At 59.7% G+C, this 24934-nt stretch carries 25 protein-coding genes; 20 read left to right on the forward strand and 5 right to left on the reverse strand.

Annotated elements, in window-relative coordinates; translation table 11 throughout:
* Positions 1–3 precede the first annotated feature (3 nt).
* The gene (locus AC2FLP_RS14140) at positions 4–996 is read left to right on the forward strand and encodes an ABC transporter ATP-binding protein (RefSeq protein ID WP_117871611.1); all 993 of its coding nucleotides are present in this window, start codon (positions 4–6) and stop codon (positions 994–996) included.
* Here AC2FLP_RS14140 and AC2FLP_RS14145 read toward each other — a convergent pair.
* Positions 993–1457, reverse strand: coding sequence for a DUF1203 domain-containing protein (locus tag AC2FLP_RS14145; protein WP_117872934.1), 465 nt, complete (start codon positions 1455–1457; stop codon positions 993–995). The two genes, AC2FLP_RS14140 and AC2FLP_RS14145, sit on opposite strands and share 4 nt — an antisense overlap.
* A 109-nt stretch (positions 1458–1566) precedes the next feature.
* On the opposite strand from AC2FLP_RS14145, the gene AC2FLP_RS14150 reads away from it, so the two are divergent.
* From AC2FLP_RS14150 to AC2FLP_RS14160, 3 genes are all read left to right on the forward strand, one after another.
* Positions 1567–4485, forward strand: coding sequence for an error-prone DNA polymerase (locus AC2FLP_RS14150; protein WP_496684373.1), 2919 nt, complete (start codon positions 1567–1569; stop codon positions 4483–4485).
* A 47-nt stretch (positions 4486–4532) separates the two neighbouring features.
* The gene (locus tag AC2FLP_RS14155; protein WP_496684376.1) at positions 4533–4946 is read left to right on the forward strand and encodes a group III truncated hemoglobin; all 414 of its coding nucleotides are present in this window, start codon (positions 4533–4535) and stop codon (positions 4944–4946) included.
* 152 nt (positions 4947–5098) lie between these two features.
* Positions 5099–6037: a DMT family transporter gene (locus AC2FLP_RS14160; protein ID WP_117871605.1), complete on the forward strand. Its 939-nt coding sequence runs from the start codon at positions 5099–5101 to the stop codon at positions 6035–6037.
* Between the two features lie 58 nt (positions 6038–6095).
* Here AC2FLP_RS14160 and AC2FLP_RS14165 read toward each other — a convergent pair whose 3' ends face one another.
* Complete coding sequence (locus tag AC2FLP_RS14165; RefSeq protein ID WP_117871603.1) at positions 6096–7208, reverse strand: S-(hydroxymethyl)glutathione dehydrogenase/class III alcohol dehydrogenase; 1113 nt, start codon at positions 7206–7208, stop codon at positions 6096–6098.
* A gap of 130 nt (positions 7209–7338) precedes the next feature.
* Between AC2FLP_RS14165 and AC2FLP_RS14170 the strand changes: the two genes are divergently transcribed.
* Both AC2FLP_RS14170 and AC2FLP_RS14175 read left to right on the forward strand, forming a co-directional pair.
* The gene (locus AC2FLP_RS14170; RefSeq protein ID WP_117871601.1) at positions 7339–7626 is read left to right on the forward strand and encodes an I78 family peptidase inhibitor; all 288 of its coding nucleotides are present in this window, start codon (positions 7339–7341) and stop codon (positions 7624–7626) included.
* A 62-nt stretch (positions 7627–7688) separates the two neighbouring features.
* A complete protein-coding gene (locus AC2FLP_RS14175; protein ID WP_496674479.1) occupies positions 7689–9341 on the forward strand; it encodes a Y-family DNA polymerase in 1653 nt (550 codons plus the stop codon).
* A 3-nt stretch (positions 9342–9344) separates the two neighbouring features.
* On the opposite strand, the gene AC2FLP_RS14180 is transcribed toward AC2FLP_RS14175, so the two are convergent.
* Entirely contained in the window at positions 9345–10070 is a 726-nt protein-coding gene (locus tag AC2FLP_RS14180; RefSeq protein WP_117871596.1) for an SDR family NAD(P)-dependent oxidoreductase, read from the reverse strand.
* A 193-nt stretch (positions 10071–10263) separates the two neighbouring features.
* Between AC2FLP_RS14180 and AC2FLP_RS14185 the strand changes: the two genes are divergently transcribed.
* The 5 genes from AC2FLP_RS14185 to AC2FLP_RS14205 are packed head-to-tail and all read left to right on the forward strand — an operon-like array spanning position 10264 to position 14470.
* Complete coding sequence (locus AC2FLP_RS14185; protein WP_496684382.1) at positions 10264–11595, forward strand: NAD(P)/FAD-dependent oxidoreductase; 1332 nt, start codon at positions 10264–10266, stop codon at positions 11593–11595.
* On the forward strand, positions 11549–12094 hold the full coding sequence (locus AC2FLP_RS14190; protein WP_496710060.1) for a hypothetical protein: 546 nt from the start codon (positions 11549–11551) through the stop codon (positions 12092–12094). Before AC2FLP_RS14185 ends, AC2FLP_RS14190 begins: the two co-directional genes overlap by 47 nt.
* Positions 12094–13317, forward strand: coding sequence for an MFS transporter (locus AC2FLP_RS14195; RefSeq protein WP_496684387.1), 1224 nt, complete (start codon positions 12094–12096; stop codon positions 13315–13317). The genes AC2FLP_RS14190 and AC2FLP_RS14195 overlap by 1 nt, the downstream gene beginning before the upstream one ends.
* A complete protein-coding gene (locus AC2FLP_RS14200) occupies positions 13314–13931 on the forward strand; it encodes a DUF3833 domain-containing protein (RefSeq protein WP_117871589.1) in 618 nt (205 codons plus the stop codon). Before AC2FLP_RS14195 ends, AC2FLP_RS14200 begins: the two co-directional genes overlap by 4 nt.
* Positions 13928–14470, forward strand: coding sequence for a DUF3833 family protein (locus AC2FLP_RS14205; RefSeq protein ID WP_496684390.1), 543 nt, complete (start codon positions 13928–13930; stop codon positions 14468–14470). The genes AC2FLP_RS14200 and AC2FLP_RS14205 overlap by 4 nt, the downstream gene beginning before the upstream one ends.
* Before the next feature lie 29 nt (positions 14471–14499).
* On the opposite strand, the gene AC2FLP_RS14210 is transcribed toward AC2FLP_RS14205, so the two are convergent.
* Both AC2FLP_RS14210 and AC2FLP_RS14215 read right to left on the reverse strand, forming a co-directional pair.
* Positions 14500–14724, reverse strand: a complete 225-nt coding sequence (locus tag AC2FLP_RS14210; protein ID WP_117871585.1) for a hypothetical protein — start codon at positions 14722–14724, stop codon at positions 14500–14502.
* Between the two features lie 150 nt (positions 14725–14874).
* Positions 14875–15213 (reverse strand): transposase, encoded by a 339-nt coding sequence (locus AC2FLP_RS14215; RefSeq protein WP_496684429.1) that lies wholly within the window; start codon positions 15211–15213, stop codon positions 14875–14877.
* 206 nt (positions 15214–15419) lie between these two features.
* Between AC2FLP_RS14215 and AC2FLP_RS14220 the strand changes: the two genes are divergently transcribed.
* From AC2FLP_RS14220 to AC2FLP_RS14260, 9 genes are all read left to right on the forward strand, one after another.
* Positions 15420–16535, forward strand: coding sequence for an MHYT domain-containing protein (locus AC2FLP_RS14220; RefSeq protein ID WP_117871583.1), 1116 nt, complete (start codon positions 15420–15422; stop codon positions 16533–16535).
* A 113-nt stretch (positions 16536–16648) separates the two neighbouring features.
* On the forward strand, positions 16649–17503 hold the full coding sequence (locus tag AC2FLP_RS14225) for an FAD binding domain-containing protein (RefSeq protein ID WP_496684393.1): 855 nt from the start codon (positions 16649–16651) through the stop codon (positions 17501–17503).
* A 12-nt stretch (positions 17504–17515) separates the two neighbouring features.
* Positions 17516–18010, forward strand: a complete 495-nt coding sequence (locus tag AC2FLP_RS14230) for a (2Fe-2S)-binding protein (RefSeq protein WP_117871579.1) — start codon at positions 17516–17518, stop codon at positions 18008–18010.
* The gene (locus AC2FLP_RS14235; RefSeq protein ID WP_496710061.1) at positions 18007–20433 is read left to right on the forward strand and encodes an aerobic carbon-monoxide dehydrogenase large subunit; all 2427 of its coding nucleotides are present in this window, start codon (positions 18007–18009) and stop codon (positions 20431–20433) included. The genes AC2FLP_RS14230 and AC2FLP_RS14235 overlap by 4 nt, the downstream gene beginning before the upstream one ends.
* Before the next feature lie 44 nt (positions 20434–20477).
* Entirely contained in the window at positions 20478–21353 is an 876-nt protein-coding gene (locus AC2FLP_RS14240) for an AAA family ATPase (RefSeq protein WP_117871575.1), read from the forward strand.
* Positions 21350–22531 (forward strand): vWA domain-containing protein, encoded by a 1182-nt coding sequence (locus tag AC2FLP_RS14245; RefSeq protein ID WP_496684400.1) that lies wholly within the window; start codon positions 21350–21352, stop codon positions 22529–22531. Before AC2FLP_RS14240 ends, AC2FLP_RS14245 begins: the two co-directional genes overlap by 4 nt.
* Complete coding sequence (locus AC2FLP_RS14250; protein WP_117871570.1) at positions 22528–23307, forward strand: XdhC family protein; 780 nt, start codon at positions 22528–22530, stop codon at positions 23305–23307. The genes AC2FLP_RS14245 and AC2FLP_RS14250 overlap by 4 nt, the downstream gene beginning before the upstream one ends.
* The gene (locus AC2FLP_RS14255) at positions 23300–23908 is read left to right on the forward strand and encodes a nucleotidyltransferase family protein (protein WP_299899709.1); all 609 of its coding nucleotides are present in this window, start codon (positions 23300–23302) and stop codon (positions 23906–23908) included. The genes AC2FLP_RS14250 and AC2FLP_RS14255 overlap by 8 nt, the downstream gene beginning before the upstream one ends.
* A 109-nt stretch (positions 23909–24017) precedes the next feature.
* Positions 24018–24473, forward strand: a complete 456-nt coding sequence (locus AC2FLP_RS14260) for an SRPBCC family protein (protein WP_299899711.1) — start codon at positions 24018–24020, stop codon at positions 24471–24473.
* Positions 24474–24934 lie beyond the last annotated feature (461 nt).

Here is a 24934-nt window from a genome sequence, read left to right on the forward strand (position 1 = left end):
CACATGAGCGATGCGGCAATCAGGATCGAAGGTCTGCGCAAGACATATCGTGGCGGCAAGGGTCAGCCTGAGAAACACGCGCTGAAAGGCATTGATTTGACTGTTCCCAGGGGTTCGGTTTTTGGACTTCTGGGCCCGAATGGCGCCGGGAAATCGACCCTGATCAATATTCTCGCCGGGTTGGTGGTGAAGTCTTCGGGCCGTGTATCGATCTGGGGTTTCGATCAGGATCAGAATCCGCGACAGTCCCGCGCCGCGATTGGTGTCATGCCGCAAGAACTGAACCTTGACCCGTTCTTCACCCCGCGTGGTGCCTTGGAAGTACAGGCAGGCCTGTACGGCGTTCCGAAATCCGAACGCCGCAGCGATGAAATCCTTGAACTGGTCGGCCTCAGCGACAAGGCCGAGGCCTATGCCCGCACGCTGTCGGGCGGGATGCGGCGGCGGCTGCTACTGGCCAAGGCGCTGGTCCATCACCCCAAAATCCTGGTGTTGGACGAACCCACGGCAGGCGTGGATATCGAACTGCGTCAGATGCTGTGGGCCAATGTGCGGAAGCTGAACGAACAGGGTATGACGATTATCCTGACCACCCACTATCTGGAAGAAGCGCAAGAGATGTGTGACGAAATCGCCATCATCAACCACGGCGAAAAGATCGCTCAGGACAGTACCGCAAATCTGCTGGGGCGCATGGACAGCCGGACAATGGTGATTGTGCCGGACAGCCCAGTTACCGATTTGCCCACAGCAGAAGGCGTTGCGGCGACATTGCGCGATGATGGCAGCCTTGTACTGCAATATCGCAGCGCCCAGACCAGCGCCGAGCAGGTTCTGGAAGCCGTGCGCACCGCAGGTATTCGCATCCGCGACGTCCGCACTGAAGAAGCGGATCTGGAGGATGTGTTCCTGGCGCTGACATCCAGCCGCACAGGTGATGCCCCGATGGATGATCAGGATCAGCCACGCCGCGGGATGCACCGGGTCAAGCTTTAGGCGCGGTCTATTCGCGCCTGATAGCAGTTGTTTCGAGCAGACCGGACGTGAATGTAATCGACATCTGCGCGGGCAAAGATGTCCGCCACTTTTGCGCCGATCTGGTCGCTGAGCGTGATCGCCCCGGTGCCATAGACGATCCTGTCATCCGCACCGTAACCCTTGATCAGGTATTCGGACGAGGAGGTCAGAATCTCGGGAAGCGTGTCTCCCTCATACCGGTCGCACGGCGTGGCACACAGAAAGATCGGTCCGGTTTCCGCATAGGGATGTGTCTCTAAAAAAGGCCGATGTGCCAGTATCAGCATATTTTCGCCTTCGGGAATGTTCTGCAAGCAATGGCGACACGGGTTGCCGGCGCCCGTCGAAATGGCGCGTTCCGGCGTTGAACCATACGCATCCGGGCCACCTGCCTGAAGGTCGCGGACTTCGTCGGTTGGCAGAGCGGTGATTTTGAACATCTCGGGTCTCCTTTTCGCTGACCATGCCCATGCGATCAGGCCCAAGCGACCCGTTTCCTGCGCAAAGGACTCGAAAAAGAACAAAACGTGAATATAATATGGAATCGTCATGTATGCCGAGCTGTCGATCACGTCGAATTTCACCTTCCTCACCGGGGCGTCCCACCCCGAGGAGTATATGGAGCGTGCCGTCACCCTGGGCCTGCCCGCCATCGCCATCGCTGATGACAACTCGGTCGCAGGCATCGTCCGCGCCCATACGCAGGCGCGCGAGATCACCCGCAAGGTGCGCGAACGGCTGGAGTGGGAGGCGCAGAACACCTCCATAGGCCCACCCTGCCCCGATCACATCCCCAAACCGCCCTCGTACCCGATCCACGCGGTGCCCCGCCTGATACCGGCGGCACGGCTGATCTTTACCGACGCACCCACGGTTACCGCCCTGCCCCTGAACCGGCAGGGCTGGGCCAATCTGTGCCGCATCCTGTCCAAGGGCCGTCTGCGCGCCGAAAAAGGCGACTGCATCCTGCACCTGTCCGACCTGCTGGAGTTTTCCGACGGTCTCCACCTGCTGCTGTGGCCACAAACGGCCCGGTCTCCGGGCGGCGCGGGCACATGGCGGACACAAGCGCAACAGCTGACGCGCCGCTTTGCCGGGCGGATACATCTGTTGATGCACCCCCGGTATGACGGCGCAGATGGCATATATTTCTCTTTATTAGAGACTGAATCAAAGCAACTCAGCCTCCCCACACTCGCCAGCGCCGCACCGATGATGCATCACGGCACGCGCCGCAAGCTGGGTGATGTGCTCACCGCCATCCGCCTGCGCCGCAAGGTCGATGAGCTGGGCCGCGAGGCGCTTGCCAATGGCGAGCAACGCCTGCGGTCCGAGGCCGAGATGCTGCGCATTTTCAAAGGCTATGAGGGGGCTGTCGCCCGCGCGCATGAACTCAGCGAACAGCTCACATTCTCGCTGGATGAGCTGCGTTATGAGTACCCCAGCGAGGGCAGCGAACAGGAAACCCCGACCCAACGCCTGCATCGTTTGGCGCATGAGGGGCTGAAATGGCGCTATCCGGCGGGCGCGTCGGAGAAAGCAAAAAAGATGCTGGCGCATGAGCTCGCCCTGATCGGAAAGCTGAAATACGAACCCTATTTCCTGACCGTCCGCGACATCGTCCATTTCGCCCGCTCGCGCGGCATCCTGTGTCAGGGGCGCGGCTCAGCGGCCAACTCTGTCGTCTGTTTCTGTCTTGGCATCACCGAGGTCAGCCCCGAGATGGGCACCATGGTGTTCGAACGCTTCGTCTCCGAGGCGCGGGACGAGCCGCCCGACATCGACGTCGATTTCGAACATGAGCGCCGCGAAGAAGTGATCCAGCACATCTATGAACGCTATGGCCGCCACCGTGCGGGACTGTGCGCCACGGTGATCCATTATCGCGGCAAGCGCGCCATCCGCGAGGTGGGCCGCGCCATGGGGCTGACCGAAGACACGATTTCCGCCCTGTCTTCGCAGCTCTGGGGGTTCTTTTCCGCCGCAGGCCTTGAAGCCCAGCGCATGCGTGAAATCGGCCTCGATCCCGAAGATCGGCGGCTGAAACAGACTCTAATGCTGGTCTATGAAATCGACGGGTTTCCCCGTCACCTGTCCCAGCATGTGGGCGGGTTTATCATCACCGAGGGCCGTCTGGACGAACTTGTCCCCATCGAGAACGCCACGATGGAGGACCGCACGGTCATCTGCTGGGACAAAGACGACATCGACTCGCTGGGCATCCTCAAGGTCGATGTCCTGAGCCTCGGAATGCTCACATGCATCCGCAAGGCGTTTGATCTGATTGGCCAGCACCACCAGACCAGCTATACGCTGGCCACTCTGCCGCCCGAGGACCCGGCAGTTTATGACATGCTCTGCAAGGCAGACTCAGTGGGTGTGTTTCAGGTGGAATCACGTGCACAGATGAACTTTCTGCCCCGGATGCGGCCGCGCAATTTCTATGATCTGGTGATCGAGGTCGCCATCATCCGACCCGGCCCCATCCAGGGCGACATGGTCCACCCCTATATTCGGCGGCGAAATGGTGAGGAGGAGGTCAGCTTCCCCTCGGACGAACTGGGCGAGGTGTTGGGCAAAACGCTGGGCGTGCCGCTGTTTCAGGAACAGGCCATGCAGATCGCCATCGTTGGCGCAGGCTTCACCCCGGAACAGGCGGACCGGCTGCGCCGTTCGCTGGCAACCTTCAAGAAACACGGCAATGTCAGCGAATTCCGCGCGCTGTTCCTGCGTGGGATGAAACGCAACGGGTATGACGCCGAATTTGCCGAGCGGTGTTTCTCGCAGATCGAGGGGTTCGGGTCCTACGGCTTCCCCGAAAGCCACGCGGCCAGCTTTGCGCTGCTGGTCTATGCCTCGGCCTGGATCAAATGCCACCATCCGGGCATCTTCGCCTGCGCGCTGCTGAATTCGCAGCCGATGGGGTTCTATGCCCCCGCCCAGATCGTGCGCGACGCGCGCGAGCATGGCGTGCAGGTGCGCCCGGTCTGCATCAATGCCAGCTTCTGGGACAACGTGATGGAGCCCGACGGCCACGGCGGGCTGGCCCTCCGGCTGGGCTTTCGCCAGATCAAGGGCCTCAGCGAAGAGGACGCCAGCTGGCTGACCGCCGCGCGCGGCAATGGCTACACCCAGGTCGAGGATGTCTGGCGCCGCGCCGGGCTGGGCCCGTCCGTGATCGAACGGCTGGCCGAGGCCGATGCCTTTTCCACCTGCGGCCTGACCCGGCGCGAGGCCTTGTGGCAGGCCAAGGCGATTGCCACTACCAAGCCTCTGCCGCTGTTCTCACAGGATCTGGAGGGCGAGGCGCTGGACGAGCCCGAAGCCTATCTGCCGCAAATGACGCTGGGCGAGCAGGTGGTCGAGGATTACGTCGCCACCCGCCTGAGCCTGCGCGCGCATCCGGTGGCCCTGCTGCGGCATCTGCTGACACCGGATGGGCGCGACAATACCACCTCTGTCACATAACGCCGGAACCGCCTATCTGCCAAAAACAGAGTCGAAAACAGGCCACCATGACCAGACCAACCCTTCCACCGCGCTTTCCCGCGACGCCCGAGCAGATCAACGCACAGGTTCGCGCCTTTTACGCCCGTGTGCGGCAGGACGCGGTACTTGGACCCGTATTCGCCAACCACGTCACCGACTGGTCCGCGCATGAGGAAAAGATCGCATCCTTCTGGCGCAACGCCATCCTGTTTGAACGCAGCTATGACGGCAATCCACAGCGGGTCCATATCGAACGACCAGATGTGAAGCCCGAATTTTTCGCCCATTGGCTGGACCTGTTCGAACAGGTCGCCACCCAGACCCTGCCTACTGAAACCGCCACACCATGGGTCGCTCTGGCGCGCCGCATCGGTGTTGGGATGAAGGCCGGGGTGCAATCAGCCCGCCAGCCCAAGGACGCGCCGCCCATCCTTCGATGATCTCAATCATGGCGGCTTTGATATGTTAGCGATAAAATTGGGGCTGTTCGCGCTCTCAAAATGTGGGTAAGCAGAAAGGAAGACAGCCGGGAACTCCGCCCGCGCTGCTAAGGCATATCGCCACCACACCAACATTGACCGAGGCCAGACCGATGAGCGCTCAGAACACCACCCTGCGGGGGCTTGGCTATGCATTTCTTGGCTTTGCGGTCTTTGCAAGTCACGATGCGCTGATCAAAGTGCTGGGTGGTATCTATTCAGTGCTGCAGATCATCTTTTTCGCCACACTGTTTTCCTTTGTCCCAATGGCCGTCACGATCCTGACCGACCGAACGACCGGAAACTTTCGACCCCGCCACCCATGGCTGGTTCTATTACGGTCAGGCCTGATGGTCACGGCAATGTCCTGCGCGTTTTATTCCTTTTCCGTCCTGCCACTGGCCGAAGTCTATTCGTTGCTGTTTTCTTTCCCGCTGATCGTCACCGTTTTGTCGATCCCGATACTGGGTGAGGTGGTCCGCGCCCAGCGTTGGGCCGCGGTTGGCGTCGGCCTGATCGGCGTCCTGATCGTTCTGCGCCCCGGTACGACCGACATCACCCTTGGCCACCTCGCCGCCCTGACAGCTGCTTTTTGCAGCGCCTTTGCTTCGGTGCTTGTGCGCAAGATCGGAAATGAGGAACGCTCGGCCGTTCTGATCCTGTACCCGATGCTGCTGGCTATTGCTGTGATGAGCGTTGCCCAACCCGCTGTATATCAGCCGCCATCCCTGCTGCATCTGGCGATGATGGCGCTGGTTGGGGTGTTCTCGGTGATCGCCCAGCACCTGATCATTCTGGCCTATCGCGCTGCACCTGCCGGTGTTGTCGCCCCCAGCCAGTACAGCCAGATCATTTGGGCGACGCTGTTTGGCATGATCTTCTTTGGTGAACGCCCTGACATCTGGGTTGCTGTCGGCGCCAGTGTTATCATTGCGTCAGGCATCTATGTTGTGTGGCGAGAAAGCCGGGCCAACACCACCTCAGTCAACACCCCTGTTCTGCGCGTGCGATCACCGCGGTCGGATACCGGGGCCACAAGGCCCGGAAAGTAGTTCCAAAAAACGGCGCACCACTCAGCGCGCCGTTGTCGAAAAACCTCTGAATAGAGTCTCAATAAACTACGACCGAGCGAATACTTTCACCCTTATGCATCAAATCGAAGCCGTGGTTGATGTCGTCCAGACCCATGGTGTGGGTGATCATCGGGTCGATCTCGATCTTGCCGTCCATGTACCAGTCGACGATCTTGGGCACATCCGTGCGCCCGCGCGCGCCGCCAAAGGCGGTGCCGCGCCAAGACCGCCCGGTCACCAGTTGGAACGGACGGGTCGAGATCTCGGCCCCAGCAGGTGCCACGCCGATGATGATCGATTCGCCCCATCCCTTGTGTGCCGATTCTAGTGCCGCGCGCATCACGCCAACATTGCCGGTGGCATCAAAGGTATAATCCGCACCGCCCTTGGTCAGGTTGACCAGATAAGGCACCAGATCACCTTCAACTTCGGACGGGTTGACGAAATCGGTCATGCCGAACCTGGTGGCCATCTCAACCTTTGACGGGTTGAGGTCGACACCGACGATCTGGTCGGCCCCGGCCAGACGCAGGCCCTGAATGACGTTCAGGCCGATACCGCCCAGACCAAACACGATGGCGCGGCTGCCGATTTCCACCTTGGCGGTGTTGATCACCGCGCCGATCCCTGTGGTCACGCCGCAACCGATATAGCAGATCTTGTCGAAGGGTGCGTCCTCGCGCACCTTGGCCAGTGCGATTTCAGGCAGGACCGTGTGGTTCGAGAAGGTCGAGCAGCCCATGTAGTGTAGGATCGGATCGCCATCCAAGGTCGAAAAACGCGACGTCCCGTCGGGCATCAGCCCCTTGCCCTGAGTCTCACGGATCGCCTGGCACAGGTTGGTCTTAGGATGCAGGCAGTATTCACACTCGCGGCATTCCGGGGTGTAGAGCGGGATCACGTGATCCCCCGGCTTCAGGCTGGTGACGCCCGGGCCGACCTCGACCACTACGCCGGCGCCCTCGTGGCCCAGAATGGCCGGGAACAGGCCTTCGGGGTCGGCACCCGACAGGGTGAATTCGTCCGTATGGCAGATGCCAGTGGCCTTGATTTCAACCAGAACCTCGCCCGCCTTTGGGCCTTCTAGGTTCACGTCCATCACTTCCAAAGGTTTGCCCGCCTGTACGGCGACGGCAGCACGGGTACGCATGGTACTTTTCTCCCTGTCACTTTTGCCCCGACCCTGCGTCAAATACAGGGTGTTTTCAACTGTGCTTTCTTGGCAGGTTGGCTAATTATTTGATATTGCAGAAACGACATTGCCAGAATGAGGAACGCCAATGCACCGTTTTATCCCCATCTTGATCCTTCTGGCGGCCTGCGCAGACACAAGCATTCCGCAGGAAGTTGCCGCCACTTCAGAAGACGCACCTGTTGATCTGGCATTTTGCAAGGGCGAGCCCTTTGCCGAGTCCGTCGGCCAGCCCGTTTCAGCGATTCAGGCCGATCTTCCCGAACGGTCTCGTGTCTTGGGTCCGGATGGCATCGCCACACAGGATTACCGTATCGACAGGCTGAACGTCTATGTGGACGGCGCCGGTGTTATTCAGCGTCTGACCTGTGGGTAAGCGTGGACTCGGCAGGTGATTCTCGAATAAGAACAAAATGAGAACATTTTGATGTCTGCCCGATGCCCAAACGCCGAATACTCTCGCTGTGGTTCCCCCGTCTGGGGGCCGAACGGCTGATCCGCGCTGCGCGGGGCCTGCATGGCGGACCTTTGGCCGTTGTGACCGAACAGTCGAACATGCAGGTCATCACCTCGCTAAACACCGAGGCACAGGCCGCTGGTCTGCGCGTGGGCCAGCCGGTACGCGATGCCCATGCCATGTGCGCCAGCCTGATCACCCGCCCCCGCAACGCCCCGACCGAGGCCGCGTTTCTGACCGCGCTGCGCCGCTGGGCGGGCAAGTTCAGCCCGTGGGTGGCCGAAGAGGCTCCGGACGGGTTGATCGTTGACCTGTCGGGTTGCGCCCATCTGTTCGGCGGTGAAGAGGCCTTGCTGGTCGTGCTTGAAACCGACTGTGCCGACATGGGCCTGAGCGTGCAGATGGGCATCGCCGACACGCTGGGCGCGGCCTGGGCGCTGGCCCGCTATGCCGGGCAAGAGGCCACATCCGATCGCAACGGTGATGCCATTGCCCAAGAGGCTCGCGCCACCCGCGCCCGGGCAAGCAAGCGGCGGCACTGGACCAAGGGCGGGGCCGCGCCACAGGCGATGGCGCTGGGCGGTGGCGCGCGGATTGCCGAGCCGGGACAGGCCTATGGCGCGCTCAGCCCTCTGCCCATTGCGGCGCTGCGGCTTGAAGATCAGGTTGTGGCGCAACTGAATCGTCTGGGCCTGCGCCGGATCGGAGACTTGCTGGGACAGCCGCGTGCCAGTTTGGCACGGCGGTTCGGCCGCGGGCTGGTGCTGCGCCTGGATCAAGCGATGGGCAGCGCACCCGAGCCGGTCTCGCCCGCCCGTCCGCCACATCACTTTGCGGTGCGGATGACTCTGCCCAACCCGATTGGCTTGGTCGAAGACGTGATGGCTGCCGTCGATCGGATTCTGCCAACGCTCTGCACCAAGCTGGAAGAGAAGGGGCGCGGGGTCCGTACGCTGCGTCTGGAAGCCCACCGGGCCGATCAGGCCGCTGAGGTTATCGAGATCGGCCTTGCACGCCCGACCTATGACAAAAATCGCATTCGCCCTTTATTAGAGATGAAAATTGACAAGATCGACGCAGGCTATGGCATCGACATGCTGCGGCTTGAGGCGATCCAGACGGAACCCATCCATGCCCGCACCATCGCCGGTCATGCCGAAGCGCGCCGTGTGGCCCGTAACCGGCTTGAGGGCAATACAGCGGTGGATGATCTGATCGGCAAGCTGGGCGCACGGGTGGGGCTGGATGCAATCACGCGGCGGCACCCGGCGGCCTCTCATATCCCCGAGAAAACGGCGCAAACGCTGGCAGCCGCATGGTCGGAACCTGCGCGCGACTGGCCTGCCCCACCGCGCCCCCGGCCTTTGCAGATGTGGCAGCCCGAACCCGTGATGGCGCCGGAAACCCCGAATGTGCCCTGCACCTTTCGCTGGCGCGGGCGCGACTGGCAACTGGCGCAGGCCACAGGCCCGGAACGTATCGCGCCGGAATGGTGGCTGGATGACCCCAACTGGCGCAGCGGGGTGCGCGATTACTGGGTGGTGGTGACAGAACAGGGGGAACGACTATGGTTGTTCTACGGGCACGGAGGCACGATGTCCGCAGGCTGGTTCTGTCAGGGACAGTTTTGTTAGAGTCTATTTTCCACGATAAACCAGCAGGTCCGGCAGGTAGTCAATCAGACGAATGAACCAGGAAAACGGTGCCGGAAAATCCGTACGGAAACGGCGGTGAGACATCGCCTTGACCACGCGATCCGCCGCATCCTCGGGCGTCATCAACATCGGCATCTTGAAGCTGTTCTTTTCGGTCAGACGGGTCTTGATGAAGCCGGGATTGACGATACGCACTGTCACGCCAGTACCCGCCAGATCATGCCGCATCGTCTCGGCCAGCGAAATCAGCGCGGCCTTGCTGGCGCCATACCCTATCGCCGCGGGCAACCCGTGATACCCGGCCAGAGATCCGATCAGAGTAACCTCTCCCTGGCCCGCCCGGACAAAACCCGGAACAGTTTCACCTAGAACCCGCAGCGCACCCAGATAGTTCACATCGCTCATCCTGAGAGACGCCTCGGTGTCCCATTCGGCCGAACGCATGGGATCATACGCACCGGCATTATAAACCAGCCCATCAACATGCCCCACCTCAGCAACAGCAGAGCGAACAGAGTCTAAATCGGTCACATCGCACCGAATCGCACGCGCATCCGGCAATTCTGAACACATCTCGGACAACCGCTCCAAATTGCGCGCCGACAGGATCAGGGACGCACCTTTTCGGCTGAGCGCCTGCGCCAAAGCGCGGCCCAGACCTTCGCTTGCGCCGATGATCCAAATGGTTTTCCCGTCAAATCTGCTCATGTGTGGGCCGTTTCACTTGTGTGTCACAATAATACGGCTTCGCATCCGCGTCGGATCAAAACGGTGGCGCAATTCGCGGAATCTCAAACCAGAAGTCACGAAGTAGTGCATCTGCTAAAAATTTCCAATCGAATTGATCCACTCGCGCCTACCCTGCGTATCTTCTTGTAAAACGTCACATAAAGAGGCTGGAATGTTCGACGAAACCCGGGGTGTACGTAAGAAAATCGCGATTGTAGGCGCAGGCGTTTCGGGTCTTTCCGCCGCTTACTATCTGTCAGAAAACAACGACGTAACGGTCTATGAGGCAGAACCGCGACTTGGTGGTCATGCCCGCACGGTGATGGCTGGGAAGAACGGGGACCAACCGGTCGATACGGGCTTCATCGTCTTCAACTATGCGACCTATCCCTACCTGACCCGGTTGTTTGATGAGCTGGGCGTACCCGTGATCGAAAGTGAGATGAGCTTTGGCGCGAGCATCGACAATGGGCGCATTGAATACGGGTTGAACAACCTGCGCACTCTGACCGCACAAAAGCGCAATCTGGCGCGCCCTGCCTACTATAGAATGATCGCCGATATCCTGCGGTTTGGCAAAGAAGCCCCCGAGGCAGCCAAGGACGACGACACCACGATTGGTGAGTTGGTGGACCAGCTGCGGCTGGGTCACTGGTTCCGGCGCAACTATCTGATGCCGATGTGCGGTGCCATCTGGTCTACGCCGGTCGAGTTCGTGGATCAGTTCCCCGCACGTTCTTTGGTGCAGTTCTTCCGCAATCACGCTTTGCTGGCAAGTGGTCGTGCAAACCAGCATCAATGGTACACCGTCAAAGGCGGCAGCATAGAGTATGTCCGCCGGATCGACGCATCCCTTCGTGCGCGGGGGGCAGAAATACGTCTGGCCAGCCCCGTTCAGAATGTATCCCGTGACGAGATGGGCGTCACCATCCACAGCCAGGGCGCCGTGGATCAGTTCGATGAAATCATCCTGGCCACCCATTCGGATCAATCGCTTGCCATTTTGGGTGAGGGCGCGACCCCCGCGGAAGCCGCTGCATTGGGCGCGATCCGCTACCAGCCCAATACGGCCATACTGCATTGTGACCCAGGTCAGATGCCAAAGCGGCGCGCGTGCTGGTCAAGCTGGTCCTATCGCTCGCAAGCCGGAGATGTGGGCGTGACCTACTGGATGAACCGGCTTCAGAACATTCCGGACGGTGACCCGCTGTTTGTAACGCTGAACGCCTCATCAGAAATTCCCGCGGATAAAATCTATGATCAGGTCGAATTTGCCCATCCGGTATTCGACAAGGCCGCCCTAAAGGCGCAAGGGCAAATCCGCGAGATGCAGGGACATAACCGAACCTGGTTTGCCGGGGCTTACAACCGGCACGGATTTCACGAAGACGGGATAGCCAGCGCGATGCATGTCGTTGCTCAAATCAATGGTGCCCCGCAAACCATCGGAGCTGACAATGGCATTCCTAGTAAAGACCCGGCCATATCTGTTGCCGCCGAATAATGGGATATGGCGCGTGGCGCTTCTTGCACTTTGTTTGCTGGTCGCCAAGGGTCTGGCGGCATCGCCGGTCACGAAAGGTCTAAACGATGCGCAACTGCGCGGAACCGCGACTTTCCGGTATCTGGGTTTGCCGATTTATGACGCCACGCTTTATACGCCCAATGGTGCGCCGTTCAGTTGGAGCGAAGATATCGCCCTGCAACTGACCTACCGCAAGAACATCAAGAAGAAAGCGCTGGTCAACTCGACGCTTGAGGAGATGGACCGCATCGGCCGTTCAGTGCCCGTTCGCGACCAACTGGACCGGTGCTTCAAAGCCGTGGTAAAAGGGGACAGCTATCTGGCGGTTTCTGACGGTCCCGACAAGGTCAGTTTCTGGCTGAACGGGCAACAGACCTGCACCATGACGTATCCGGGCATCAAGCGCAGTTTCATGTCCGTATTCCTGGGGGACAACACGCGGTCAGCGTCTTTCACGCGAAGGCTGCAGGGGCGGTGATGCTCTATCCCCGGGTCAGCCTCTATGCGCTGATGCTCGCTGCGGCGGGTATTCCGCTTTATATCCACTTGCCGCGCTTTGCAGCCGTGAACCTGGGTATTGGCCTTGGGGTCATTGGTACCGTGCTGCTGTTGATCCGTTTGGTGGATCTGGTGCAGGACCCGCTGATTGGTTGGGCAATTGACAGATGGCCCGGTGGCCAGCTTGTATTTGCGGCGATGGCGGCTTTGGGGCTGGCGGTCGGGTTTCCCCTGCTTTTCAATCTGCCGCAGGGTGCCAGCGTGCCGGAACTGGTCGCAATCCTGATCTTGCTGTTCTCGGCATACAGCCTGGGAACCATTCTTCTGTACGGTCGCAGCGCAACTTTGGCAAAGCGAACCGATCCGAAAGAACTGATGACACTGGCCGCCTTTCGTGAAGGCGGGCAGTTGACCGGGGTGGTCATCGCAGCCAGCGCACCAGCCCTATTGGTTGCTTTGGGCGCGCAATCCCAAGGCTACCCCGCATTCGGAGCGTTTCTGGGGCTGCTATCCGTTCTGACTCTGGTGCTGACTGTCCCGATCTGGCGACGGACCCCGATAACAGGAACAGGTTTGTCTTTTTCTGGACTGGGTCAGGCCGGCGGCTTGCGCCTTCTTGCACTGGCTTTGGTAAACAGCCTCCCGGTCGCCATCACCTCCACCCTGTTTCTGTTTTTTGTGGAAGATCGGCTGCAACTGCCGGGCAAAGCGGGCCCCTTGTTGATCCTGTTCTTCCTGAGCGCAGGCGCGAGCGTCCCGCTCTGGGCAAAGCTCAGCAACAGAATTGGCCCGAAACAGACTCTGATAATCGCGATGCCGCTCTCGATCGCTGGCTTTATCGGCGCGGCCACACTGAGCGCGGGAAACCTTACCGGGTTCGCCGTCATCTGTCTCGCCTCGGGCGCGGCCCTTGGTGCGGACATGGTCGTGTTGCCCGCGATGTTCTCGGTCGTCCTGACCCGGGCCGGGCTGAACGCGTCGGCCGCGTTTGGCATCTGGTCCTTCGCTGGCAAGCTGGGCCTCGCCCTGGCTGCTTTTTTCACTCTGCCGCTGCTGGAACGCAGCGGTTTCACCCCTGGTCAAACCAATTCAGCACAGGCACTGGATACACTCAACCTTGCCTATGCGGTGCTGCCCTGCATCCTGAAAGTCGGGGCGTTCGGGATGGTCTTGACCCTGCCCACCGAGGTCACAAGCAAATGAACGCTATCGCTATCATCCTGTTGGTCCTTCTGATCGCAATATTCATCCGCACCCGACTGCTGAGCTTTCGTGCGCAATCTCCGTCCGATTACAGTGGCACCGGTCCAAGTTTTTCGCTGAAAAAACACCTGAATGGAGAGATCGTGTCCGAGGGCCTGATCTATGGCCCCAACGGCAAAATGTCGAACAGCTTTGTCGCCCGCATGGCCGGCGACTGGCAAGGCAACTCGGGCACGCTGACCGAGTACTTCACTTATTCAAACGGAAAACAGATGACCCGCAAATGGTACCTGACGCTGGGAACCGGAGACACATTCACGGCAATGGCGGATGATATCGTGGGCGAAGGCCGGGGTGTCATCTCGGGGTCAACCGTGAAACTGACCTATCGCATCATCCTGCCCGAAGACGCTGGCGGGCATACTCTGGATGTCACCGACTGGATGTATCTTACAGAACATGGCGTCATCATGAACCGGTCCGAGATGCGCAAATTTGGCATCAAGGTCGCGGAACTTGTGGCCACAATGCGTGCAAACCCGAAATCAAAACCGACCCACGCAATTGGTTCGAACGGATATGACGCGACTTCGGACGGGAAACCGTTGCAATGATCACCGTTCGCTCCGTGATCGCCTGTGTCGCCATCGCGAGTCTCGCGCTTCTGACGGCCTGCTCCAGTAAACCGAAGGTACCAAAAACCTTTCTTTCTGACCGACAGTTGAACCTCGAGGAATTTTTTGAAGGTGAAACCGTGGCCTACGGTCAGTTTCAGGATGTTCTGGGGAACATCCCCCGCAGATTCAAGGTCGACATTGACGGCACTTGGGACGGCGAAACCCTGACCCTGATCGAAGACTTCGTCTACGATGATGGCGCGACTGAGCAACGCATCTGGGCATTGACCAAGACCGGAGAAGATACTTGGACCGGTATGGCCCCTGGCGTGCTGGGCGCCGCCAGCGGGATTGAACGCGGGGATACGTTCAACTGGAAATACAAGATCGACCTGCCGATCAAGGACGGAACCATGCGCGTCACGTTTGACGACTGGATGTGGCTGCTGGATGACGACCGCCTGCTGAACCGTGCGTATGTCTCACGCTATGGCGTACGCCTGGGTGAAGTTATCCTGTTTTTCGAGAAAAAATAGACCCGTCAGGCTCAGCTTCATCACAAAAGTCAGTAGAAGATGAATTCGTCCACCAATGCCGCCGTTGATCCTTTGGCCTCGCCAGCCATGTCTACTCTTGCCCCATCCGAGGCTGCACCATCAGGGCGTTCGCCGTCTTCGATTTTCAAACGCGCGCGCTCTATCTGTCCCCACAGGAAAAACAGACCATCCCTTTTTCCCATGAGGCGCGCAGGAACCCTTGTCCGCAAAACACGTGTTTTCGGTTTTGGCATCTGCTCTCTTACTGCCTCCGGTGTTTTCCACCATTTTCATAAAACCTAATGGTTTTCCCAGAAAAAGACAATTTTTTATGGACAAAATGAGGCTTTCTACCATCCGTTGAGAGGAAAGCTTAACCACTCTCGTATACCTAGGGTCAGTATTCATAACCAGCAGATGACGGTTGCCGCGAGTGCGATTGCTGAGATGAAGACCTTGGGACAACGATTATGGCGTGTCGCCACGCACCCCCAGCCCCTGAGCCTGCCAAACATTATCTCGATGCGATTTCGCCGCTTGTAACTGCGCTTGTCGTACTTGACCGGCGTCTTGCGAGGCCCGTATTCGCCAGAGGCATCTCGCCAGCGCAAACCAGTGCGATTGATGAAGATAATCCCACTCAACACCCGTTTGTCATGACCCCGGGGCTTGCCGTGCGACTTCGGGAAGAAGGGCGCGCGCTTCGCCATCTGCACGTCGGTCAGCCAACAAAGGTCGCTCAGAGCCCAAAGTGCCGAATGCAGAAAAGTACTTGAATGTCTTCTATCGGACAATTGCATTTGGGTTTCTGCAGCTCTAGCGTATCAGCCGTAGAGCCTTCAGTCATTTAGAGTTACGGCTGTCGCTGACCGCACTCCAAGGCAAGCGATGGAGGCCGTGCGAACGGCACTGATTGCAAATCGCTTGAGTCTTGGCCATCCTCTTCAGCATGGAGTTTCTGACCGTCGACCATAGCAGCTTCCTGATCGCAATGTCCTGCGTCGTGGCACTTGTCGCGGGGTTCACAGGTCTTTCGCTGACCCGCGATCTGTCAGAAAAACCGATGTTTCAAAAAAAGGCGTCGATCGCGCTTGCGGCCGTCGCCTTGGGGGGCGGCATCTGGGCGATGCACTTCGTGGCCATGCTGGGTTTGAAGCTGCCGATATTGTTCTACTACGATGCGGCGATCACGCTGGTGTCGGCTCTGTCAGCGATCCTTCTTGTTGGCGCGGCCTTGATCCTGTTGCATTTCGCTGACCGCACACCGCTCATCATTTCGCTTTCCGGCTGCGTTGTCGGGACCGGCATTCTGGTCATGCACTATATCGGCATGGCCGGTCTGGAGTTGTGCCGCGCGGTCTATACGACGTCGGGTGTCGTCTTTTCTTCCATCGTGGCCATCGGGCTATGCATTCTTGCCTTCTGGATCGCCTACGGAAAGCGCACGAACCGCAACATCGTGCTTGGGACGATTTGTTTTGCGATTGCAGTTTGCTCGGCTCATTTTCTGGCGATTGCGGAAACCAATTTTGTGCAAGCGTCCACCGCTACTGAATTTGGCCCCACCATGAGCAATGAAACTTTGGCACTTGGTGTGATCTTCTTCAGCTTTGTGATCTTTGGTGCGTGCCTCTGGGTCAGCGTGACGTATCTCGTCACGCCCGGATCACAAGAGCAACACCAGCGAGCGAAGCTCGAGCCGGAACTGAAGGCGGATCTGCAGATCCCTTGCGAGGCAGACGGCAACAAAGTCTTTGTCAGGGCAAGAGACGTTGTTTTCGTACGTGCCGATGGGCACTACACGCAGATCTATACCGAGGACGAACGGCTGTTCTGTGTCTGGCCGATCACCGTGGCTTCCAAACGCCTCTTGCCGCTGGGGTTCCTGCAGACGCATCGCAGCTACTTGGTCAACCCTGCCCGTGTCTCGCGGTTTGAAAGAACCAAGGACAAAGGGCGCTGCCTTTTCGACAGGGGTGATCTGCCGCCCGCACCCGTTAGCCGTTCCAAACTGAAGGTTGTTCAGGACGTGCTTGCGTCGCAGGGCGGCGCAATTGGTGCGTGAGCACGCGCATTTCGTGCAAAAGACCTGTGTTTCACTGATTTTCTGGTGATGTGGCTTGCTGTCGCATGCAAACTTCCTCCGACACTGAGCATTCGCTTTAGGGAGGAGAGCCGATGATTCCAGCGGCATTTGAATATCACCGTCCTCAGGATATGGCTGGCGTTCTGGCTGTACTTGAAGAATACGGAGATGACGCGCGCGTCATGGCAGGCGGGCACAGTCTGATTCCGATGATGAAACTTCGCATGGCGGAAGTCCCACACCTGATCGACCTTCAGGATGTCGGAGGTATGTCGGATATCGAACTAGGTGCCGACGGCGTTCGGATCGGCGCAATGGTCACGCAGGCCGAAATCATAGACCATGCCGGCCTCGCGGATGCCGCCCCCATCCTGCGCGAGGCTGCCTTGCAGATCGCTGATCCTCAAGTCCGCTACATGGGCACCGTCGGTGGCAACGTCGCCAATGGCGATCCGGGCAATGACATGCCGGGTCTGATGCAATGCCTTGATGCGGTGTTCACCTTGGTCGGCCCGGATGGCGAGCGTGATATCCTCGCGCGGGAGTTTTACGAGGCCGCCTACATGACCGCGCGCGAGGATGAAGAGGTGCTGACCGCCGTGACCATCCCCACGCCAGCTGGCGGCTACGCCTACGAAAAGCAAAAGCGCAAGATCGGCGACTACGCGACGGCCGCCGCCGCTGTGCAGATCGTCAAGGACGACGGAACGTGCGTCAGCGCCTCCATCGCTATGACGAACCTAAGCGACACGCCGGTTTATTCCGAGGATGCGGGCGCCGCGCTGGTGGGAACATCTGTCGATGCCGCCGCACTGGACGCGGCAGTGGCTGCGATGCTGGGCGATATCGACCCAACCGAAGACAACCGCGGCCCCGTCGCATTCAAGAATCATGTGGCGGGCGTCATCCTGCGCCGCGCCATCGAGCGCGCCTGGTCGCGGGCGTAAGAGGAACACACCATGTCCAAGAAAATGCACATCAAAATGAACGTGAACGGCAAGGACGAGGAATTCCTGGCCGAACCGCGCGAACTGCTGATCTATACGCTGCGCGAACGGCTGAACATCACCGGGCCGCACATTGGCTGCGAAACATCCCACTGCGGGGCGTGCACGGTCACAATCAACGGTAAGTCGGTGAAATCCTGCACCATGTTCGTGGCGCAAGCCGATGGCGCCGAGGTGACAACTATCGAAGGTCTCGGCGGACCTGAAAACCTTCACCCTCTGCAAGAGGCGTTCAAAGAACACCACGGATTGCAGTGTGGCTATTGCACGCCGGGGATGATCACCCGGGCGACCAAGCTGCTGGAAGAAATTCCCAACCCGACCGAAGAAGAAATCCGCTTTGGTATGGCCGGCAATATCTGCCGCTGCACGGGTTATCAGAACATTGTGAAATCCATTCAGGCCGCCGCAGCCGAAATGAATGCAGCCAAGGAGGCCGCAGAATGAAGGACGATATTTCCCGCGAAGAACGTGTCGACAATCTCAAAGGCATGGGCTGCTCGCGCAAGCGGGTCGAGGATGCGCGCTTTACCCAAGGCAAGGGCAACTATGTCGATGACATCAAGCTGGATGGCATGCTGTTTGGCGACTTTGTCCGCTCTCCCTACGCCCATGCACGGATCAAGAGCATCGATACCGCTGCCGCACTTGAGGTGCCCGGCGTTCTGGCCGTGCTGACAGCGGCGGATCTGGAGCCGCTGGGGCTGCACTGGATGCCGACGCTGGCGGGCGACAAGCAGATGGTACTGGCCGATGGCAAGGTGCTATTTCAGGGCCAGGAAGTCGCCTATGTCGTCGCCGAAGACCGCTATGCCGCCGCTGACGGGATCGAGGCGGTCGAGGTTGACTACGAAGAACTGCCTGTCATCGTCAACCCGTTCGAGTCTTTGCAATCGGATGTGGTGCTGCGCGAAGATCTTGTTGGCGAAGACGGGTCAATTCCCGATGGCGCACACGGACCCCGCAAACATCCCAACCACATTTTTACATGGGACGCGGGCGACAAGGGCACAACGGACGAGGTCATCGCCAACGCCGAGGTCGTTGCGACTGAAAGCATGTATTACCATCGCACCCACCCGTGCCCGCTGGAAACCTGCGGCTGCGTGGCGTCGATGGACAAGGTTAACGGCAAGCTGACGCTGTGGGGCACGTTCCAGGCGCCGCACGCGATCCGGACGGTCGTGTCGCTGATCTCGGGCATTGAAGAGCACAACATCCGCGTGATCAGCCCCGATATTGGCGGCGGCTTTGGCAACAAGGTCGGCGCGTACCCGGGCTATGTCTGCTCGGTCGTGGCGTCGATCGTCACGGGCAAGCCCGTAAAGTGGATCGAAGACCGGATGGACAATCTGATGACCACCGCCTTTGCCCGCGACTATCATATGACCGGCAAGATCTCTGCCACCAAGGACGGCAAAATCACCGGGCTGCATTGCCATGTGACAGCCGACCACGGCGGCTTTGATGCCTGCGCCGATCCCACAAAGTTCCCGGCGGGCTTCATGAACATCTGCACCGGCTCCTACGACATCCCGACCGCCTATCTAGAGGTCGATGGCGTCTACACTAATAAAGCCCCAGGCGGCGTCAGCTATCGCTGCTCGTTCCGGGTGACCGAGGCGGTCTACTTCATCGAACGCATGATCGAGGTTCTGGCCATAGAGTTGAACATGGACGCAGCGGAGCTACGCCGGATCAACTTCATCAAGAAGGAGCAGTTCCCCTACACCGCCGCCCTTGGTTGGGAGTACGACAGCGGCGATTATCACACCGCATGGGATAGGGCGCTCAAGACAGTCGATTACGAAGGGCTGCGGTCCGAACAGGCCCAGCGGGTCGAGGACTTCAAAGCTGGCAAGACGCGCAAGTTGATGGGCATTGGCTTGAGCTTCTTTACTGAGATTGTCGGCGCCGGCCCAGTAAAGAACTGTGATATCCTTGGGCTTGGTATGTTCGACAGCTGCGAAATCCGCATCCATCCGACCGGGTCGGCGATTGCTCGCCTGGGAACGATCAGCCAGGGGCAAGGCCACGCGACAACCTTCGCGCAAATCCTTGCCTCGGAGATCGGCTTGCCTGCCGACAGCATCACCATCGAGGAAGGCGACACCGATACAGCACCCTATGGCCTCGGCACATACGGGTCGCGCTCTACCCCTGTGGCAGGCGCAGCCACGGCCATGGCCGGCCGCAAGATCCGCGCCAAGGCGCAGATGATCGCGGCGTACCTGCTTGAGGTTCACGACAATGACGTGGAATTCGACGTTGATCGGTTTGTCGTGAAAGGCGCGCCTGAAAAGTTCAAGACGATGAAGGAAATCGCCTTTGCAGCCTACAACCAGGCCATTCCGGGGATCGAGCCGGGGCTTGAGGCCGTCAGCTATTACGACCCGCCCAACATGACCTATCCGTTCGGAGCCTATGTTTGTGTGATGGACATCGACGGCGACACGGGTGTGACGGAAATTCGCCGCTTCTATGCGCTGGACGATTGCGGCACGCGGATCAATCCGATGATCATCGAAGGCCAGGTGCATGGTGGTTTGACCGAAGCCCTCGCCGTCGCTCTGGGGCAAGAGATTGCCTATGACGACATGGGCAACGTCAAGACCGGCACGCTGATGGACTTCTTCCTGCCTACGGCATGGGAAGTGCCGAACTACGAAACCGACTACACCGTCACACCCAGCCCGCATCACCCGATCGGCGCAAAGGGCGTGGGCGAGAGCCCGCACGTGGGCGGCGTGCCCTGTTTCTCGAACGCGGTGCAGGACGCGTTCCGCCCCTTCGGCAACCGGCATACCAATATGCCGCATGATCACTGGCGGATTTGGCGCACGGCCAACGAGCTTGGCCTGCACGATTGATCCCTTTGGTAGGGCGAGGTGATCCTCGCCCTACGGAGACACGAATGACCTGGACTGACTTGAAAACCGCGCTGGCTGGCGAAGGCTATGTGGCCTCGGACGATCTGACCGTTGCGCTGCAACTGGCTTTGTCGCTGGGCCGTCCGCTATTGCTGGAAGGGGCGGCAGGTGTCGGCAAGACCGAAATCGCGCGCACGTTGTCTACGGTGATGGATACGCGCCTGATCCGGCTGCAGTGCTATGAAGGACTGGACGCGGCGCAGGCGATTTACGAATGGAACTACCAGCGGCAGCTGCTGACCATCCGAGCGGCCTCCGAGGCTGGCGAAACAGGCAAGGCATTAGAAGACCGCATCTTTTCCAGTGATTTTCTGCTGGAACGCCCCTTGCTGGCGGCCATTACCCAGGAAACGCCCCCGGTCCTTTTGATCGACGAGATTGACCGGGCGGACGAGGAGTTCGAAGCCTACCTGCTGGAAATCCTCTCGGACTATCAAGTGTCGATCCCCGAGCTGGGCACGATCACGGCGACAAGCCGCCCGGTCGTGATCCTGACGTCGAACGGCACCCGCGACCTGTCTGACGCCCTGCGTCGCCGCTGCCTTTATACCTTCGTGGAATACCCGGACCGTGCGACCGAACTGGCCATTCTCAAGGCCCGCTGCCCCGACGTCGAGATTCGGCTGGGCGAGCAGATCGTCGGATTTGTGCAAAAGCTGCGCCAAGAAGAGCTGGAGAAAACCCCTGGCGTGGCCGAAATGCTGGATTTCGCCGCGGCGTTGATGGGTCTTGGCATCGCTGATCTGACCGAAAACCCCGCGGTCCTTCAATCGACGCTGACGACGTTGCTGAAAACCCAAAGCGATCAGGCCCAGATCACGCCAGAGGTGGCCGGGCGTATCGCTGGCAAGGCTGCATGAGCCGGGTGACGAAATTTGCTGGCCGCGATCCCGGCCCTGCCGCGCGGATCGCGGGCTTCATCGCTCATTTGCGCGACAACGGTTTGCGGCTTGGCGTGGCCGAAGCGGACCTTGCCCTGAAGGCGCTGGACGAGGTGGACGCCATCCGCCCCGACGACAGCCGCCGTGCCTTGCGCGCTGTCTGCACGGGCTGCAAGGAAGAGTATGAAAGGTTCGACGACCTTTTCGACAGCTACTGGATGGACATGGGCCGCGTGCGGCAGAAGGTCGTTCCCACCTCGTCGTCCCCGGTCAGCGATGACGTGCATTCCTCACGCGATGCCAAGGGCGAAGACGCGGGCGCATCAGGAACCTCCACGGCCCCGGAAGACACAGGCGGGGCGTCCGACAGCGACGGGACCGGCAAGCTGATCGCCACCGCACAACGCAACCTCAACCGGCGTGACCTGCGCGACCTTGTCCGCCCGGAAGAGATTGCCGAGGCCGAAGACGTCGCACGCCGCCTTGGGGCTGCCTTGCGTGACACGCGATCCCGCCGCCGCATTGCCGCGCGCAAAGGCGATCGGTTGCATTTTCGCAAGATCATTCGCCACAGCCTGGCCACTGGCGGAGAGCCTCTGCACCTGTGGCGCAAGAAACGCCCGGACCGCACCCGCAAGATCGTGGCGCTGTGCGATGTCTCCGGGTCCATGTCCGTCTATGCCAAAGTTTTTCTGGCGTTCCTCGCTGGCCTAATGCGGGCTGATACAGCCGCCGACGCCTATTTGTTCCACACCCGCCTTGTGCGCATCACCGAGGCGCTGCGTGACAAGGACGCGATGCGCGCGATTGGCCGGATGTCACTGATGGCCGACGGGTTCGGCGGCGGATCAAGGATCGGCCCATCGCTCAGGCGTTTTGCCGACACCTATGCCAAACGCTTTGTCGATGGTCGTAGCGTCGTGCTGATCCTGTCGGATGGCTACGACACTGAGGCACCTGACATGATCGCAACCGCGTTGGAAAAACTGCGCAAACGCGGCTGCAAGGTGATCTGGCTCAACCCGCTGAAAGGGTGGGCAGACTACGCACCCGTGGCCGAGGGCATGGCGGCGGCACTTCCCTATCTGGATGTCTTCAAAGCGGCCAACACGCTGGGTGATCTGGCCGCGCTGGAACAGGAGCTGGCACGCCTATGACCCCGGCCGAAATTCTTTCATCAGACCTGGCCGAGGCCGCTCAGGAGTTGCGCGACAAGGACGAACCCTTTGCCTTTGCCACCATCGTGCGCACCGCTGGTTCCACCGCCGCCAAACCGGGGGCCAAGGCGCTGCTCAGCGCCGATGGGACGATCCTGCAAGGCTGGCTCGGCGGCGGTTGCACCCGAGGTGCCGTCAAACGCGCGGCGCTGCAGGCGTTGCAGGACGGCACGCCACAGCTTGTGTCTGTCGCACCCGAGGATTTGCTGGCGGAAAAAGGCGTTGCAGCCGGCGATGAAGTAGACGGCACACGATTTGCCCGCAATGGGTGCCCCTCTCGTGGCACGGTCGACATCTTCATCGAACCTTGCCTGCCGTCACCGCAACTTGTTGTCATGGGAGCATCACCGGTAGCACAGGCGCTGAGTGCGCTTGCCCCGCAGTTTCACTGGTCTGTGTCTTCGACCCCGGTGCAAGGCAAACCACATCAGCAGTGCTTTGTGGTTGTTGCCACGCAAGGGCAGGGTGATCTTGACGCCTTGAAGGCCGCGCTCAACACGCAACCGACCTATGTGGCCTTCGTGGGCAGCCGCAGAAAATACACTTCGCTTGCAGAAAAACTAGGCGCTGACGGTTTTGAACAAGCCGCCATCGACGGGGTAAAGGCCCCGGCGGGTCTTAACCTTGGCGCGGTCACGCCTGAGGAAATAGCCCTGTCCATACTGGCGCAACTTGTTCAGGATCGGCGCGCGGCGGTGAAGCAGGCCGATGCGTGATGTCACTGCGATCATACTGGCCGCAGGGCTTTCGCGCCGCATGGGCGCGCGGAACAAGCTGCTTCTGCCCCATGGCGATGTTCCAATGATCCGCCATATGGTCGATGTCTATGGCGCCGCCACGGCGGGGCCTGTGCTGGTGGTCACGGGACATCAGGCGAATGAGATCAAAACAGCCCTTGCAGGCAGTGGCGCCAAGACGGTTTTCAACCCGGCTTACGGTGACGGTCAGCCCACATCGGTCGCCTGCGGGCTTCGTGCGGCGCGTGATGACGATACGGTATTAATCGGATTGGGCGACCAGCCGCTTCTGAACGTCGCTGACATCCGGTCATTGCTGGCCGCACACGTGGCGACTGACAGCGCACGTATCTCCATTCCGGCGGTCGATCAGAAGCGCGGCAACCCGATCGTGGTGCCTGCAAACTTGCGTGCCCGGCTTCTGGCAAACCCCAGATCACCGGGCTGCAAGAAGTTCACCCGAACCCATCCCGAACATGTCCAGTTTCACCCATTGGCCTCTCCCGGCTTTTACATGGATGTGGACACCCCCGAGGCCTATGCCGCCTTTCAGGCGGGCACGCTGGAGCAGATCACATGAAATTCGTTCGAGAAATCGCAGCCCGACTGCGCCGAAAGACAGCACTTACACCTGAGCAAGCCAGCCATCTGGCCACCATCAAATTTCCCTGTTGCTAAAAGGACATCCCATGGAACTGGCAGACGAAATCATCATCAACGCACCCAAAGAGCAGGTCTATGCCGCGCTCAACGACCCCGAGGTTCTAAAGCAATGCATTCCGGGCTGCGAAGAGTTGATCAAGCACTCGGATACTGAACTGGAGGCAAAGGTCGTCCTCAAGGTCGGGCCGGTGAAGGCCAGGTTCAACGGTGACGTCCAACTCGACACCGCAGGCGCGCCGGATGCCTTTTCGCTGACCGGCCAGGGCAATGGCGGTGCCGCTGGGCATGCCAAGGGCGGCGCAGATGTCACGCTCACAGCCGACGGGTCCGACACGACGATCCTGCGGTATCAGGCAAAGGCCGATATCGGCGGAAAGCTGGCTCAACTGGGCAGCCGGCTGATCCAAAGCACTGCCAAGAAACTTGCGGCCAAATTCTTCAAATCCTTCGCTGATGTGGTCAATGAAGACGCAATCGCCTAGCGATCTCATCTAGGCACAGCACGCGCCAGACATCATTGCAAAGGGGCGGCGCTTGCAAAGCCACCACTTCTTCGGCCTGTGACAAGTCTCTTTTCGCCAACCGGGCATCCCCGAGGAGAGCCTGGCTTAATTTCGAGGACCAATTGGCTTGGTACGGTCGTTACAGGACACATCGCCCATTCCAGTATCAGCAATGGCTGAAATCGTAACGGTTGTTCAAGACACAGACACGCAACCTCATACCGTGCGATTTTTGAAGAGAGCAGAGATTAGGCCAATCTGAGCAAACGGCTGCATAGTCCGCATAGCAGTCGTTCAAACCGAGTGCCGCGAATGTCTACTTCGGAGTCCACTTTGGCCGATGCTGCGCTATGCCCCAATTACAGCAATACGCAGAAAGCGGACTTTGCAAAGTCTAGCTTGAGCCCAAAACGGACGCGTACTGAATTCAAGCAGAATTG

It is taken from the genome of Ruegeria sp. CDSA141 (genome assembly GCF_059612005.1).